Annotated in this window: 12 protein-coding genes and 1 tRNA gene; 7 read left to right on the forward strand and 6 right to left on the reverse strand. The window is 67.5% G+C overall.

Annotated elements, in window-relative coordinates; all coding sequences use genetic code 11:
- The first annotated feature begins 252 nt into the window (after positions 1–252).
- The 3 genes from ACZ5V4_RS08525 to ACZ5V4_RS08535 are packed head-to-tail and all read left to right on the forward strand — an operon-like array spanning position 253 to position 5217.
- Complete coding sequence (locus ACZ5V4_RS08525; RefSeq protein WP_464317756.1) at positions 253–1338, forward strand: HlyD family secretion protein; 1086 nt, start codon at positions 253–255, stop codon at positions 1336–1338.
- Positions 1335–4076, forward strand: coding sequence for a ribosome-associated ATPase/putative transporter RbbA (rbbA, locus tag ACZ5V4_RS08530; RefSeq protein WP_464317757.1), 2742 nt, complete (start codon positions 1335–1337; stop codon positions 4074–4076). The genes ACZ5V4_RS08525 and rbbA overlap by 4 nt, the downstream gene beginning before the upstream one ends.
- Before the next feature lie 4 nt (positions 4077–4080).
- Positions 4081–5217 carry an ABC transporter permease gene (locus tag ACZ5V4_RS08535; protein ID WP_464317758.1) on the forward strand — a complete coding sequence of 379 codons (1137 nt, stop codon included), beginning with the start codon at positions 4081–4083 and terminating at the stop codon, positions 5215–5217.
- Between the two features lie 288 nt (positions 5218–5505).
- Here the strand turns inward: ACZ5V4_RS08535 and ACZ5V4_RS08540 are convergent.
- Positions 5506–5599: transfer RNA gene (locus ACZ5V4_RS08540), tRNA-Ser, on the reverse strand.
- A gap of 121 nt (positions 5600–5720) precedes the next feature.
- On the opposite strand from ACZ5V4_RS08540, the gene ACZ5V4_RS08545 reads away from it, so the two are divergent.
- On the forward strand, positions 5721–6899 hold the full coding sequence (locus tag ACZ5V4_RS08545; protein WP_464317759.1) for an aminotransferase class I/II-fold pyridoxal phosphate-dependent enzyme: 1179 nt from the start codon (positions 5721–5723) through the stop codon (positions 6897–6899).
- The gene (locus ACZ5V4_RS08550; RefSeq protein ID WP_464317760.1) at positions 6896–8206 is read left to right on the forward strand and encodes a homoserine dehydrogenase; all 1311 of its coding nucleotides are present in this window, start codon (positions 6896–6898) and stop codon (positions 8204–8206) included. The genes ACZ5V4_RS08545 and ACZ5V4_RS08550 overlap by 4 nt, the downstream gene beginning before the upstream one ends.
- Positions 8207–8288: 82 nt before the next feature.
- Here the strand turns inward: ACZ5V4_RS08550 and ACZ5V4_RS08555 are convergent, their stop codons facing one another.
- The 5 genes from ACZ5V4_RS08555 to ACZ5V4_RS08575 all read right to left on the reverse strand — a co-directional run bounded on the left by ACZ5V4_RS08555 (position 8289) and on the right by ACZ5V4_RS08575 (position 12827).
- The gene (locus tag ACZ5V4_RS08555) at positions 8289–9386 is read right to left on the reverse strand and encodes an NADH:flavin oxidoreductase/NADH oxidase (RefSeq protein ID WP_464317761.1); all 1098 of its coding nucleotides are present in this window, start codon (positions 9384–9386) and stop codon (positions 8289–8291) included.
- Between the two features lie 170 nt (positions 9387–9556).
- Entirely contained in the window at positions 9557–10324 is a 768-nt protein-coding gene (locus ACZ5V4_RS08560; RefSeq protein WP_464317762.1) for a hypothetical protein, read from the reverse strand.
- Positions 10325–10327: 3 nt separating this feature from the next.
- Positions 10328–11581: a sulfite exporter TauE/SafE family protein gene (locus tag ACZ5V4_RS08565; protein WP_464317763.1), complete on the reverse strand. Its 1254-nt coding sequence runs from the start codon at positions 11579–11581 to the stop codon at positions 10328–10330.
- A 77-nt stretch (positions 11582–11658) separates the two neighbouring features.
- Positions 11659–12036 (reverse strand): hypothetical protein, encoded by a 378-nt coding sequence (locus ACZ5V4_RS08570; RefSeq protein ID WP_464317764.1) that lies wholly within the window; start codon positions 12034–12036, stop codon positions 11659–11661.
- Between the two features lie 182 nt (positions 12037–12218).
- A complete protein-coding gene (locus ACZ5V4_RS08575; RefSeq protein ID WP_464317765.1) occupies positions 12219–12827 on the reverse strand; it encodes a hypothetical protein in 609 nt (202 codons plus the stop codon).
- Positions 12828–13039: 212 nt separating this feature from the next.
- Here ACZ5V4_RS08575 and ACZ5V4_RS08580 point away from each other — a divergent pair, with 212 nt between their 5' ends.
- Together ACZ5V4_RS08580 and ACZ5V4_RS08585 are read left to right on the forward strand one after the other, a co-directional pair.
- Positions 13040–13501, forward strand: a complete 462-nt coding sequence (locus ACZ5V4_RS08580; RefSeq protein ID WP_464317766.1) for a multiheme c-type cytochrome — start codon at positions 13040–13042, stop codon at positions 13499–13501.
- Positions 13502–13510: 9 nt separating this feature from the next.
- Positions 13511–15556 carry a methyl-accepting chemotaxis protein gene (locus tag ACZ5V4_RS08585; RefSeq protein WP_464317767.1) on the forward strand — a complete coding sequence of 682 codons (2046 nt, stop codon included), beginning with the start codon at positions 13511–13513 and terminating at the stop codon, positions 15554–15556.
- The last annotated feature ends 55 nt before the right edge of the window (positions 15557–15611 follow it).

Raw genomic sequence — 15611 nt, forward strand, 5'->3', positions numbered from 1 at the left:
CCGGGTGGCCTAGGGGTTGTGACGGACGGCTTCGCGGCGAGCCCGGATAACCGCCGCCCCTCGGGGCTAAGTAAAGACATGCGTGAGACGCTGTCCACGCGCAAAGGGCCTCGCACTTGTCGAAACAGCCCTTCCGGAAGCGGTTTTTTGTAGATCGGCCGTAGCGGAAGATATATCATATCAGAAACTTCGTGTACATAACGAACATGCTCCTTGGCGGACGGGACGCCCGGCAAGGAGAGAGGCGCGCAGATGAACATCCTCTCCAACCCCTGGCTCAAGAGGGCGGCTCTGCTGGCGATTCTCGCCGGGGCCGCGTGGGGCGCATGGCGGTTCTCGGCCGGGCCTGCGGACGACGGCTTCATCGCCCAGGGCAACGGCCGCATCCAGGCCACGGAGATCGACGTCGCGGCCAAGACGGCCGGGCGCGTCGAGAGCATCGAGGTCAACGAGGGCGATTTCGTGCAGGAGGGGCAGGTGGTGGCGCGCATGGACATGAAGTCCGTGCAGGCCCAACTCGACCAGGCCCTGGCCGAGGCGGCCAGCGCGAAGAACTCGAAGGAGGCCGCCCTGGCCCAGGTAGCCCAGCGCAAGGCGGACTTGGCCGCTGCCCAGGCCGTGTTGGTGCAGCGCCAAAGTGAGTTGGACTTCGCCGCAAAGACCGACGCCCGCACGCGCAAGCTCTTCTCCGAGCGCGCCCTCTCGGCCCAGGAGGCCGACGAAAGCGCGGCCAAGGCGCGAAACGCCAAGGCCAGCGTGAACGCTGCCCACGCCCAGGTCCTGGCGGCCGAGAGCGCGGTGCGGGCGGCCCAGGCCCAGGTGGACCAGGCCCAGGCGGGCGTCGAGGCGGCCATGGCCTCCGTGGAGCGCCTGCGCACGGAGCTCGACGACGGCATCCTGCGCGCCCCGCGCGCCGGGCGCGTGCAGTACCGCGTGGCCGAGCCCGGCGAGGTGGTGGCGGGCGGGGGCAAGGTACTGAGCCTCGTGGACGTGTCCGACGTGTACATGACCTTCTTTCTGCCCGAGCTGGAGGCCGGGCGCGTGGCCATGGGCAGCGAAGCCCGCATCGTGCTGGACGCGGCCAGCCAGTATGTGATCCCGGCGCAGGTTTCCTACGTGGCCAGCGTGGCCCAGTTCACGCCCAAGACCGTGGAGACCAAGAGCGAGCGCCAGAAGATGATGTTTCGCGTCAAGGCGCGCATCGAGCCCGAACTGCTCCGGGCCTACGCCGAGCACGTGAAGACCGGCCTGCCCGGCATGGCCTACGTGCGCCTGGACCAGAACCGCCCCTGGCCGGACCGGCTCAAGGTCAGGCTGCCAGACGGAGCGCCCGGATGACCGGCCGCGAGAACGAGCCTCCGCCACCGGACGTCCTCCCGCCCGTGGCCAGCCTGCGGGGCCTCGTGCACCGCTACGGCCCGGTGCGCGCCGTGGATGGCGTCAGCCTGGACATCCCGGCCGGGGGCATGGCCGGGTTCATCGGGCCTGACGGCGTGGGCAAATCCACCCTCCTGGGCCTCGTGGCCGGCGCGCGCAGGCTCCAGGAGGGGTCCGTGCGCGTGCTCGGCGGCGAGATGGCCGACCGCGCCCACCGCGAGGCCCTCACTCCGCGCATCGCCTACATGCCCCAGGGCCTGGGCAGGAACCTCTACCCCACCCTCTCGGTGTTCGAGAACATCGATTTCTTCGGCCGCCTGTTCGGCCAGCCCCGCAAGGAACGCGAGCAGCGTATCGAGGGCCTGCTCGCTGGCACGGGCATGTCCGCCTTCGCGGACCGCCAGGCCCGCAAGCTCTCGGGCGGCATGAAGCAGAAGCTCGGGCTCTGCTGCGCCCTGGTGCACGACCCGGACCTCCTGATCCTGGACGAGCCCACCACGGGGGTGGACCCGCTGTCGCGCCGCCAGTTCTGGGAACTTATCGGGAGCATCCGGGCCAACCGGCGGCACATGAGCGTGCTCGTGGCCACGGCCTACATGGAGGAGGCCGGACGCTTCGACTGGCTGGCGGCCATGGACCGGGGCAAGGTGCTGGCAGTGGGCAGCCCGGCCGAACTGTTGGAGCGCACGGGCGCGGCCAGCCTGGAGTCGGCCTTCCTGGCGCTCTTGCCGCCGGAGCGCCTCGGCGGGCACCGCGAACTCGCCGTCCCGCCGCTCGATCCCGGCGAGGTGGTGATCGAGGCGAAGGGGCTGCAGATGCGCTTCGGGGATTTCACGGCCGTGGACGACGTGAACCTTGAGGTTCGCCGGGGCGAGATCTTCGGTTTCCTGGGCTCCAACGGCTGCGGCAAGTCCACCACCATGCGCATGCTCACGGGCCTGCAGCAGCCCACGCGCGGCACGGCCCTGCTGCTGGACCGCCCGGTGGACGCGAAAAACATGGAGACGCGCCGCAGGGTGGGCTACATGTCGCAGTCCTTCTCGCTCTACGGCGAGCTAACGGTGCTCCAGAACCTCGAACTGCACGCCAGGCTCTTCCACCTGCCAAAGGACCAGGCGGGCAGGCGCATCGACGAGTTGGCCGAGCGCTTCGAGCTCACCCGGATGCTGCACAGCCTGCCCGGGGACATGCCCCTGGGCCTCCGCCAGCGGTTGCAACTGGCCGTGGCGGTGCTGCACGCCCCGGACGTGCTCATCCTGGACGAGCCCACATCGGGCGTGGACCCGGTGGCGCGCGACCGCTTCTGGGAGATGATCATCGGCCTGTCGCGCAACGACCGGGTGACCATCTTCATAAGCACCCACTTCATGAACGAGGCTCAGCGCTGCGACCGGATATCGCTCATGCACGCGGGCAGGATCCTCGACTGCGACTCGCCCCGGGCCCTTGTGCAGAGAAGCGGTGAGCAAAGCCTGGAGGATGCCTTCATCGCCCGCCTGGAGCAGGCCGCCGGGCTCTCGGCCGGGACTTCCGGCCCTGCCCCGGCCCCATCCATGCCCGCCTCCGCGCCCGAGCGCCTGCGCCCGGCCGCGTTCAGCCCGACCAGGCTCTGGAGCTTCAGCCACCGGGAGCTGCTCGAGCTGCGCCGCGACCCGGTGCGACTGTCGCTGGCGTTGCTGGGCAGCCTGCTGCTCATGCTGGTCATGGGCTACGGCCTGACCATGGACGTGGAGAACCTGAGCTACGCAGTGCTGGACCTGGACAACAGCACGGCGAGCCAAGCCTACACGCTCAACTTCCTGGGGTCGCGCTACTTTTCGGAGCAAAAGCCCCTGGAAAGCCACGCGGACCTGGACAAGCGCATGCGCGAGGGAGGGCTGGCCATGGCCCTGGAGATACCGCCCGGCTTCGGGCGCGACCTGGCGCGCGGGGCCAAGCCTGAAGTCGGCGTCTGGCTGGACGGGGCCATGCCCATGCGCGGCGAAGTGGCGCGCGGCTACGTGGCCGGCCTGCACACGGCTGCCCTGGCCGGGGAGTCCGGCCAATCCACGGCCCCGGCCCGCATCGAGGTGCGCTACCGCTACAACCCGGAGCTCAAGAGCATCATAGCCATGGTCCCGGCCGTGATCCCGCTGCTCCTGGTGTTCATCCCGGCCATGCTCACCGCGCTCGGCGTGGTGCGCGAAAAGGAACTGGGCTCGATACTCAACGTCTACACCACGCCCGTGACGCGCCTGGAATTCCTGGTGGGCAAGCAATTGCCCTACATCGGGCTGTCCATGGTCAGCTTCGCGCTCATGTACCTGGCGGCGCTCGCGCTCTTCCAGGTTCCCTTCAAGGGCAGCCTGGCCACGCTGTGCCTGGGCGCGCTCCTCTACGTCACGGCCACCACGGGCCTGGGCCTGCTGACCTCCACGCTCATCGACAGCCAGGTGGCGGCCATCGGCGCGGCCTCCATCGCCACCCTGCTGCCCGCCATCCAGTTCTCCGGGCTCATGGACCCGGTGTCCACCCTGGAGGGCTTCGGGGCTCTCGTGGGCACCGTGTACCCGACCGCGCACTTCTTGACCATCAGCCGGGGGACCTTCTCCAAGGCGCTCGGGTTTTCCGACCTGACCGGCTCCTTCCTGCCGCTCATGATCGCCATCCCCGTGCTCACGGCCGCCTCGGCGGCGCTTCTCAGGAAGCAGGCCAGGTAGCTCGATGAACGCGCGTCTTTCAAGCCTCGCCAACGTCTACAACCTTGGGGTCAAGGAATTCCGCTCGCTTCTACGCGACAAGGTGATGCTGTTTCTCATCCTGTTCATGTTCACGGCTTCGGTGTACGCGGACGCCAAGGCCAAGCCCGAAAGCCTGAACCGCGCCTCCGTGGCCGTGGTGGACGAGGACCGCTCGCAGCTCTCCACCCGGATCGTCATGGCCCTGCACCCGCCGCAGTTCCTGCCGCCGGAGCGCGTGGGGCTCGGCGAGATGGACGCGGGCATGGACAGCGGCCGCTACACCTTCGTCATCGACATCCCGCCGAACTTCCAGCGCGACGTGCTGGCCGGACGCCAGCCAGCCATCCAACTCAACGTGGACTCCACGCGCCTGAGCCAGGCCCAGACCGGCACGGGCTACATCGAAAACATCATCTCCGACGAGGTGCGGGCCTTCGTGCAGCGTTACCGCTCGCAGCAGTCCACGCCGGTGGAGCTGAACATCCGGGTGCTCTTCAACGCCAATCTCACTGCCTCGTGGTTCGCGGGCGTGTCGGCCATCATCAACAACGTCACGCTCCTGGGCATCCTGCTCACCGGGGCCGCGCTCATCCGCGAGAACGAGCACGGCACCATCGAGCACCTGCTGGTGATGCCCGTGACTCCGCTTCAGATCATGCTTTCCAAGATATGGTCCATGGGCCTCGTGGTGCTGGTGGCGTCGTCGTTTTCGCTGCAGGTGGTGGCCAAGGGGATTCTGGGCGCGCAATTGAACGGCTCGGCCGTGCTCTTTGGGCTGTGCACGCTTCTGTACCTGTTCGCTGCCGCCTCCATCGGCATCTTCATGGCCACGCTGGCGCGGGGCATGCCGCAGTTCGGACTCATGGCCATCCTGGTGCTTCTGCCGCTCCAGATCCTGTCCGGCTCCACCACGCCGCGCGAGAGCATGCCCGAGGGCGTGCAGTGGCTCATGTCGCTCACGCCCACCACGCACTACGTGAGCCTGGCCCAAGCCGTGCTGTTCAGGGGCGCGGACCTGGCCGTGATCGCCCCGCAGATCCTGTTGATGTCCGGAATCGGGCTGGGGTTCTTCGTGCTTGCGCTCACGCGCCTGCGGAAGATGATCGGGGCAATGCAGTGAGAGGGGAAAGGGTTGAAGCGCAAGCAGCGGGCCGGACGGCCGCCTGAACGTGGCTAGAGTGCGCGCCGAGGCCTGCGTGTACCGGCCTGGCGGAGCGTACTGTCCACGCCCTGCCGTCCCAACTGACCGGGGACGGCATCCCGGCCTCGGGCACCCCGAAAGGCCCGGTGCACCTGCGGGTCACGGTGGACTCGGCCGAGACGCTTTTTCCCAGGCTTTTTCCCGAAACCTAGCCGCGAATCAAAAAAGCCCCGACGGTCTCCCGTCGGGGCTTTTCAACGTAAAAACTGGCGGAGAGGGAGGGATTTGAACCCTCGATACCGGTTTTGCCAGTATACTCCCTTAGCAGGGGAGCGCCTTCGGCCAGCTCGGCCACCTCTCCGCGAAACAAAGCCCATACCTTCACGGGCCTTTCCGGTCAAGGCCCAATGTGTACCTTTGACACCAGGCCCGGCCGCCGTTACATCTCAAAGATTCATTCACCTCAGAAGGAGCCGTCTGCGATGCAAAAGTTCGCGCGCATGGAGCGCCTGCCTCCCTACGTCTTCGCCGTGGTCACGGAACTCAAGATGCAGATGCGCCGCCAGGGCGTGGACATCGTGGACCTCGGCATGGGCAACCCCGACATCCCGACCCCGAAGCACATCGTGGACAAGCTCATCGAGGCCTCCCAGAAGCCGGTCAACCACCGCTACTCCGCTTCCAAGGGCATCCCGGGCCTGCGCCTGGCCATGGCCAACTGGTACTTGCGCCGCTTCGGCGTGGAGCTCGACGCCGACTCCGAGGTCGTGGTCACCATGGGCGCCAAGGAAGGCCTGGCCCACCTGGCCCTGGTGATGCTCCAGCCCGGCGACGTGGTCTTCGCCACGGACCCGGCCTACCCCATCCACCCCTACGCATCGGTGATCTCCGGCGCGGACGTCAGGCGCATCCCCCTGGGCAAGGGCCGCGACTTCTTCCACGACCTCCTGACCGCCACCAAGCAGACCTGGCCCCAGCCCAAGCTGCTCATCATCAGCTACCCCCAGAACCCCACTGCCGAAGTGGTGGACGTGGCGTTCTTCGAAAAGATCGTGGAGTTCTGCAAAGAGCACGGCATGCTCGTCATCCACGACTTCGCCTACGCCGACCTCTGCTTCGACGGCTACAAGGCCCCGAGCTTCCTCCAGGCCAAGGGCGCCAAGGACGTGGGCGTGGAGTTCTACTCGCTCTCCAAGAGCTACTCCATGGCGGGCTGGCGCGTGGGCTTCTGCTGCGGCAACCGCGACATGGTCTACGCGCTCACGCGCATCAAGAGCTACCTGGACTACGGCATCTTCCAGCCCATCCAGATCGCGGCCGCCGTGGCCTTGAACGGCCCGCAGGACTGCGTGCAGGAGATCTGCGACATCTACCGCGACCGCCGCGACGCACTGATCGAGGGCCTGTCCCGCGCCGGGTGGGAAGTTCCGCCTCCCAAGGCCACCATGTTCGTCTGGGCCCAGATCCCCGAGGAGTACCGCCACCTGGGCTCCATCGAGTTCTCCAAGCTGCTCTTGCGCGAGGGCCACGTGGCCGTGTCCCCGGGCCTGGGCTTCGGCCACTTCGGCGACGACCACGTGCGCTTCGCCCTGGTGGAGAACCGCCACCGCATCAACCAGGCCACCCGGGGCATCAAGAAGGCCCTGTCGAGGGGCGCATGAGCGCCCGGGACGCCTCGCCCGTGCGCCTGGGCCTGGCCGGGTTCGGCACCGTGGGCCAGGGGCTCGTCTCCATCCTGACCGAAAGCTCGGACTGGATCGAGCGCCGCCTGGGCCGCCCGGTGCGCGTCGCCGCCGCCGCCGTGCGCGACCCGGGCAAGCCGCGCCCCGTGGCCCTGCCCGAGGGCACGCGCATCACGGCCAACCCCCTGGAGCTGGCCGCCGCCGAGGACGTGGACATCGTGGTGGAGCTCATGGGCGGACTCACCTCCGCCTACGACCTCATCCGCCTGGCCCTGACCTCGGGCAAGCACGTGGTCACGGCCAACAAGCACCTGCTGGCCGAACGCGGGGAGGAGCTCTTCGCCCTGGCAGCGGCCAAGGGCGTGGGCCTCTATTACGAGGCCAGCGTCTGCGGCGGCATCCCCATCGTGCAGACCCTCAAGGAGTCTCTGGCGGGCAATCACATCCTGGCCGTGACCGGGATACTCAACGGCACGTCCAACTTCATCCTCTCGCGCATGACCAAGAAGGGCCTCTCCTACGCCGAGGCCCTGAAGAAGGCGCAGAAGAAGGGCTACGCCGAGGCCGACCCCACCCTGGACGTGGAAGGCCTGGACGCCGCGCACAAGCTGATCGTGCTCATCAGGCTGGCCTACGGCCGGGACTACCCCCTGGCCGCCCTGCCCGTGACCGGCGTCACGGGGGTCACGCCCCTGGACATCGCCTACGCCCGGGAGTTCGGCTGCGAGGTCAAGCTCATCGGCCAGGCCAAGATGGCGGACGGCAAGATCATGGCCGGGGTGCACCCCATGCTCCTCTCCAAGAGCTACCTGCTGGCCCAGGTCAGCGGGGCGTTCAACGCCGTGCGCGTGGTGGGCGACGCCGTGGGCGCGGTGATGCTCTACGGGCAGGGCGCGGGAGGCCGCCCCACGGGCAGCGCCGTGCTGGCCGACATCATGGCCCTGGCCCGCGACGGGGCCGCGCCCAACAACACGGGCTTCCCGGAGAAGACCCTCCCCCCGGCGGAGCTCTTGCCCCACGAGGAGGAAACCAGCAGGCGCTACTTCCGCTTCACCGTGGAGGACAAGCCCGGCGTGCTGGCCGCCCTGGCCAAGGCCCTGGGCGACGTCGGCATCTCCATCTACCAGGCAGTGCAGAAGGTGGACCCGGACACGGCGGACGAGTCCATCGTGCCCATCGTGTTCATGACCCACCAGGCCAGGCAGCGCGACGTGGACGCGGCCCTGGAAAAGATCAGGGCCTTCCCCTTCGTCAAGGCCGAGCCCATGCACCTGCGGGTCCTCTAGTCCCCGCGAGCCTCCAGAAGCCGAAACGGCGCGCCCGGAACACCCGGGCGCGCCGTTTTATTTTTCCGTGCCGCGTCGCGCGTCACCGCCTGCGCACGGCGTAGCCGTACTGCACGGGCCAGTTGGGCGCGGCGCCCAGTTCCTCGGCCGCGCGCAGGGCCCAGTACGGTTCGCGGAGCATCTGGCGGCCCAGCATGACCACGTCGGCCTTGCCGGACTCCACGATCTCCTGGGCCTGGGCCGGCCCGGTGATGAGCCCCACGGCGCTGGTCATGACCTTGGCGCGCTCGCGAATGGCCGCGGCGAAGGGAACCTGGAACCCCGGGGCCACCGGGATCTTCGCCTCCGGCACGAGCCCGCCGGTGCTCACGTCGATCAGGTCCACCCCGATTTTCGAAAGCTCCCCGGAAAACGCCACGGACTGCTCCAGGTCCCAGCCGCCGTCCACCCAGTCAGTGGCCGAGAGGCGCACGAAGAGCGGCATGTCGTCCGGCAGGACCGCGCGCACCGCCGCCGCCGTCTCCAGGGGCAGGCGCATGCGGTTCTCCAGGCTGCCGCCGTAGGCGTCCTCGCGCACGTTGGAGATGGGCGAGAGGAACTGGTGCATCAGGTAGCCGTGGGCCGCGTGCAACTCCACCACCTGGAATCCCGCCATGACCGCGCGCTTCGCCGCGGCCACGAAGGCGGCCTTCACGCGTTCGATGCCTTTCAGGTCCAAGGGCGCGGGCAGGGGCTCGCCGGGCTTGAAGGGCAGCGGGCAGGGCGCGTGGGTGATCCAGCCTCCCTCGTCCGGGGAGACTATCCTGGCCCCGCCCAGCCAGGGCGCCAGGCAGCTGGCCTTGCGCCCGGCGTGCCCGATCTGGATGGCGGCCACCGCGCCCATGCGGCGGATGAAGGAGGCCACCGGGGCCAGGGCCTCGGCGTGGGCGTCGCTCCACAGGCCCATGTCCCCGGGGGAGATGCGCCCCTCGGGGGTGACTGCCGTGGCCTCCACGAAAACGAGCCCGGCCCCCCCAGCCGCGCGGCTGCCCAGATGCACCAGGTGCCAGTGGTCGGCCAGGCCGTCGGTGCAGCTGTATTGGCACATGGGCGAGACCGCGATGCGGTTGGGGAGGGTCACGCCGCGCAGGGCGAGCGGGGTGAAGAGCGCCAGGGAGGCGGCGGTTTCCTGCGTGCTCATGGGGGAACTCCTTGCTTCTCCCGCCGCGCGGGCCTTCGTCGAGGGCGCGGCGAGGGGGCGGTTTCGCTCCTTGATAGCACGAAAGCCCCTGGGCAGGGCAAGCCCCGGAAAACAAAGAAGCCGCCCGAAGGCGGCCTCTCTGGGTAGGGGGGGTTATAGGGTTTGGGAAACTAGTGCTTCTTCTTGGACTTCTTCATGGACAGACCGATGCCCTCGAAGAGGAAGAAGATCCCGTAGCCGTACCACATGGTGTACACCACGTAGAACGACAGCAGGAAGGTCAGCAGGAAGATGTTTTGCGAGACGGGCTCGCCGGGGATGCCGTAGAAGTTGTAGGCGGGCTCCAGTCCCTTCTTCATCACGGAGTCCAGGGCCTTGGCCTCGCCGACCTTCAGCTCCTTCTGCAGGGGCTTGATCATGGCGCCGAAGCCCTGCCACAGCAGCTTGAGCTGCTTGCGGTCGTTGATGTTCTCGGGCTTGTCGGCTTCCGCTCCGACCAGGGGGAAGAGCCTCTGGCCCTTGGTCACGCCGTATTCCAGCATGGCGCCCAGGTCGCCCTTGATGTTGATGGAGTTGTCCTTGATCTCCACGGTGGCGCCGGCGGCCTGCAGGGCCTTGCCGATATCCTGGGCGTCCTTGTTGGCCTTGGCCTGGGCCTTGGCGTCGTCGGGCTCGACCTTGGGGTCGGGCTTGGCGATGATCGCAGTGACGACGACCTGCTTGCCCTTTTCCTTGGCCGCGGCCTGCTTGGCCTGGTCGAAGTAGTCAGACGAGTTCTTGGAGAGCTTGTTGAAGAAGTCGTCCGCGAACTCGAGCCCGGTCTGGGCCTTGCCGTTGTGGTCCTTGAACATGGGCGACATGATCATCGCGAAGACCACGCAGAAGCTCGCCAGAAGCAGTGCACCCTTGCCGAATGCGCCCTTGTTGTAGATGGTCATCGGTTATTCCTCCCCACGCAGCATGCCGATGTTGGCAAAGAACTTTCCGAACACCCACACACCGAACAGGCCGACGCTGACCCAGAACACGATGTTGCCCACGTCCTCGATCATGTTGTTGAGCTGGGGGGACCAGTTCAGGTAGCCGAGTTCGGTGAGCTTCTTGGGCAGGGTGGCCGCACGGTTGATAAAGCCGGAGATGATGGACAGGGCGTAGAAGCCGCGGATGTGCACGCCCTTGACCACCTTGGTCACCAGCGCGCCGACCTGGATGCCCAGCAGCGAGCCGATGAGCATGCCCATGGCCAGGGTGTAGAACACGAAGCCGTACACGGCGTACTGCGCGATGCCCGCGAAACCGGCGGTGAAGATGATCTGCAGGATGTCCGTGCCCACCGTGGTCATGGAGGACACGCCGAAGACGTACACGAACATGGGGAAGGTGACGAAGCCGCCGCCCACGCCCATGATGGCGGCCAACGCGCCCACGATGAAGCCGCCCGCGGCCAGCACCCAGATGGAGAGCTGACGGCCGCCGGGCACGAAGTCCTCGTCGAAGGTGATCATCGGGGGAATCTTCAGGGCCTGGACCTTCTGGGCCAGGGGAGGCACGCCAGCGCCGGCCGGGCCGCCGTGGGCGTCGCCCGCGCCTTCCTCCTTGCGCGACTTCAGGAAGTCATAGGCTCCGTAGAAGCCGAGGAAGCCCAGGAGCACCGCGTAGATGGAGGAGATGAACAGTTCCGACATCAACGGGTCGGACTCGTAGAGCATCTTGTTCAGGGTGCCGCCCGCCACCGCGCCGAAGCCGGAGCCGAGCAGGAAGCCGATGGCCAGCTTCACGCTCACGTTGCCCAGCTTCTTGTGCACGGCCGTGCCCATGATGGCCTTGGCGAAGATGTGGAAGAGGTCCGTGCCGACGGCAAGGATGCCCTTCACGCCAGCGGCCATGAGCGCCGGGGTGATGATGAAGCCGCCGCCCGCGCCGATGCAGCCCGTGATCAGGCCTGCGGCCAGGCCCACCCCGATGGAGGCCAGGAAGATGGTGGTGTTGTAGTAGGAGGGCATGTAGGCGGATTTGCCGCCGATCACGTCCGCCGCCTCGACCAGGCTGAAGCCCAGGATGGGCAGGGCCAGAACCGCGAGAATCAAAAGCTTTTTGCGGTTCTTGATGATGTTCATGGAGACCTCGTAGTCCCACCGCGCGTGGGCCCGGGTCGCTACCATCATGAATTCGTATACTTCTCTGAAGAATCGCATCCGCCGCACCTCCGTTTCCGGGTTGGTTGACACCCCTCTGTTTCGCCTCGAACGCCCGGCCTGGCGTCCGCCCTTGCCTATGAATTCCGGTCCGCCCCCCCCAGGGAGCCGGACGCCGCCCCGAGGACCTCCAGCACCCGGCCCACGAGCAGCGCCGGGTCGTCAGCCTTGGGGACGAAGAAAACCAGGGCATCGGCCAGGCTCTCCCCGGCTTCCTCCCTGTCGTGGCCGTGCACCGCCACCGGGATGCGCGGCCTCGACAGCCTGACCTTGCGCACTACGCTGGTCGCGTCCATGTCCGGGAGGTCCCCGTCCACGACCAGCACGTCGCCTTCGCGCTCGGCCAGGCAGGCAGCCTCCCTGCCCAGCCCGAAGCACCTCACCTCGAATCCCGCCCTGGCGAACTCCCTGGCCAGGAGTTCCCGGACGTGCCGGTTGCGATCCGTCAGGATCACGGTGGGAGATGCTGGAGCAGCCGATGCCATACCTGGCAAAGGCAAAGCCCGTGCCGAAAGAGCAACAACCCAACATGCCGGAATGAATAAATAAAAAAAGCCGGACGCCATGTGGCGTCCGGCCCGGGGTGTCCAGTTTTTTTACACCCGGTAAAAGAAGATTGTCGCCTTCCTGCCCGCGATCAGATCACGGGCAGGCGGATGATGGTCTTGAACCGCTCCGCAGGGGTGCGCCTGGAGTCCGAGGCCTCTATCTCGTGGAGCCGCCCCACCACGGTCAGGCCCTTTTTCTCCGCGAAGGCGCGCAGGGCCAGCACCTCGGGGCCGTCCTTGCCGAAGGGGCCCACGCAGAGCGACTGCACGCACCGGCCCTCCTCGAAGCCCATGAGCTCGACGCGCCGGACCGCGTCGCCCGCGCCCCGGTCCAGGAGTCCGGCCACGGCCTTGTCCAGGTCGCGCTCGCCGATGAAGTCGGGCGTGCGCAGAAGAAGCGTCCAGTTCCAGGCCGAGTGCGGGGCCTTGTCGAACTCGAAATAGCCCGGCTCCAGGCTCCACAGGCACTCGAACCGGGGCACGGCGTAGTCCCGCCCGGCTGCCTTGCTGGCCTCGCGCAGGGACCTCGCCACGGCGGAGAGGGCCTCGCGGGCCGCCGCGTGCCTGTCCCCCCCGGGGTGGCCCAGGCCGTCCACGCAGAGAAACCAGCCCGCGTCAACCGTGACGAGCCTGGGCCTGGCCGAGGCCGCGAATTCGGCCTTGCTCATTGCGAAGAGATCGAGCCTCTCTGTGGTCATCCGACACCTCCGTCTCTGATCGAGGGCCGAAAGTATAGCCCGGGCCTGCGCGCCTGAAAAGCCTCAAGACGGGGCAACGGGCCGGGAAAGCGCGCCGAGGCCCGGCGGCGCCGCCCCACCCGGAAGTTTGGGGGCGATTTGCCCGACAAACCTTGACAATTTCGTACCACCGTAGCAATCCGGCCCTGGGTGACAGTATTTCGGGGGTGATCATGGGACAGATTCTTTTGCTGTTCGGCTTTTGTTGTGTCCTCATTTGTTTTCCTGATCCCGGAAACGCCGCTGGCGAGCGCTCCTACATCGGCTCCAAAGCCTGTGCGCAGTGCCATGAGCAACAGCACGCCAACTTCTCCAAATACTCCAAGAAGGCCCATTCCTGGCAGTCCGTGGCCATCATGAAGCCCAAGCTCAAGGAAAACGAGCTCAAGCAGTGCTACGAGTGCCACACCACGGGCTACGGCAAGCCGGGCGGCTTCGTGAGCATCGAGTCCACCCCGCAGCTGGCCGACGTGGGTTGCGAGACCTGCCACGGCCCCGGCTCCGAACACGCCGCCTCCGGCGACCCCAAGCTCGTCACGCGCCGCCCCGCCACGCAGACCTGCACGCAATGCCACAATCCGCAGCGCGTCGAGGACTTCCGCTTCAAGCCGCTCCTTTTCTCCGGAGCGCACTAGGACCCCGCCATGAAAGCAGCACGCTCGCTGAACGTGAAGGTCACCGTGGTCATCGCCGCCATCTCCCTGGCGGTGATCGCCTGCATCATGGTCTTCGAGGCCGTGGGCACAAGCAAGCTCACCTCGCAGCTCATCCGCCACGCCGCCGAGACCGAGGCGGACCTGGCCTACATGGGCATCGAGAAGCCCATGATCGTGGGCGACAACAAGGGCACCATCGCCGAATTCGCGGCCATCCGCGAGAAGTTCAAGGACCTCTCCGCCTACATGACCGCCTACACGGGCAACGTCACCTACAGCACCGACCCCTCGGCCGTGCGCAAGGACTTCGCCTCCGTGCTGAAGAGCGACGCCCTGGCCGAACTGCACAGGCGCGGCCTCAAGCAGAACATCCGCGAATCCGCCTTCGTGGACCTGGACGGCAAGAAGATCCTGGCCCGGGTGATCTCCATCCCCAACCAGCCCAAATGCCACCACTGTCATGGCGGTTCCGAGCCGATCATCGGGCAGATGATCCTGCTCTCGGACGTCACCGGCGCCTGGAGCGCCATGACCTCGCAGCTCTTCACCGCCGGGACCGTGGGCCTCGCCGGGGTGGCGCTGCTCATCGGCGCGTCGGTCTGGGCGGTGCGGGCGCTCTTCATCCGCAGGATCAAGGCCCTGGCCAAGGGCAGCGAGCAGGTGGCCTCGGGCGACTTCAACGTGCGCTTCGACGCCGAAGGCTCGGACGAACTCTCCATGCTCGCGGGCGACATCGGCACCATGGTCGGACAACTCAAGGACAAGCTCGGCTTCTCCGAGGGCGTGCTCGCGGGCATCCCCGTGCCCTGCGGCATCGTCGGCCCCGACTTCAACATCCTCTGGACCAACGCGCTCATGTGTGAGCTGCTCGAAAAGACCGGCGAGCCCATGAGCTACAAGGGCCTGCGCTCGGGCAAGTTCTTCTGGAACGACGAGAACCGCGAGACCCTCTCGGACAAGGCCATCAAGGCCAGGCAGGCCATGACCGCCGAGATCGAGTGGATATCGCCCAAGGGCACCCGACGCATGGTGGCCATCAACACCACGCCCTTCTTCGACATGGACGGCGTGCTCCTGGGCTCCATCACCTTCTGGCGCGACGTGACCCAGCGCCGCGACCAGCAGCGCCTCATCGAGGAGCAGAACGCGGTCATCGCCCAGGCCGCCGGGCAGGCCGACGGCATCGCCAGGCACCTGGCCGGGGCCTCCGAGCAGCTGCTCACGCGCATCGACGAGACCAGCCAGGGCACGAGCCACCAGCGCAACCGCATCCAGGAAACGGCCGTGGCCGTGGAGCAGATGAACGCCTCCGTGCTGGAGGTGGCCCGTAACGCCTCGAACGCGGCGCGAAACGCCGACATGACCCGCCAGAACGCCCTGAGCGGCCAGGAAGTGGCCCAGCGCTCCGTGGAGGCCATCATGAACGTGCGCGAGCAGGCCAGGAACATGGCCGACAGCCTGGCCAGACTGGGCGAGCAGGCCCAGGCCGTGGGCGGGATCATGGACATCATCACCGACATCGCCGACCAGACCAACCTCCTGGCGCTCAACGCCGCCATCGAGGCCGCCCGCGCGGGCGAGGCCGGGCGAGGCTTCGCCGTGGTGGCCGACGAGGTGCGCAAGCTCGCCGAAAAAACCATGGCCGCCACCCGCGACGTGCACGCGGCCATCAGCGGCATCCAGGACTCGGCCAGGGCCAACATCGGGCTCATGGCCGAGGCGGGCGACGGCGTGGAACTGGGCGCGCGCCTGGTCAAGGACGCCGGGGACGCCCTGGAGAGCATCGTCGCGGTGTCCGTGAGCACGGCGGACATGGTCCGGGCCATCGCCACCGCCGCAGAGGAGCAGTCCGCGGCCTCCGAGGAGATCACCCAGGCAGTGGACGCCGTGCGCGTGATCGCCTCGGACACGGCCCAGGCCATGGGCGAACTGGCCGGGACCTCCAGGGACGTGGCCGAGGTGGCCTCCGAACTGCGCGAGGTCATCCGCTCCATGACCGACGCCTCCGCAGGGGCGCCCAAGGCCCTCGCCTGAACCCAGAAACAGGCCGGGAGGGGCAAAACCCCTCCCGATATCCTCCCGGGCTCTT

The organism is Fundidesulfovibrio sp. YSD1 (assembly GCF_055397115.1).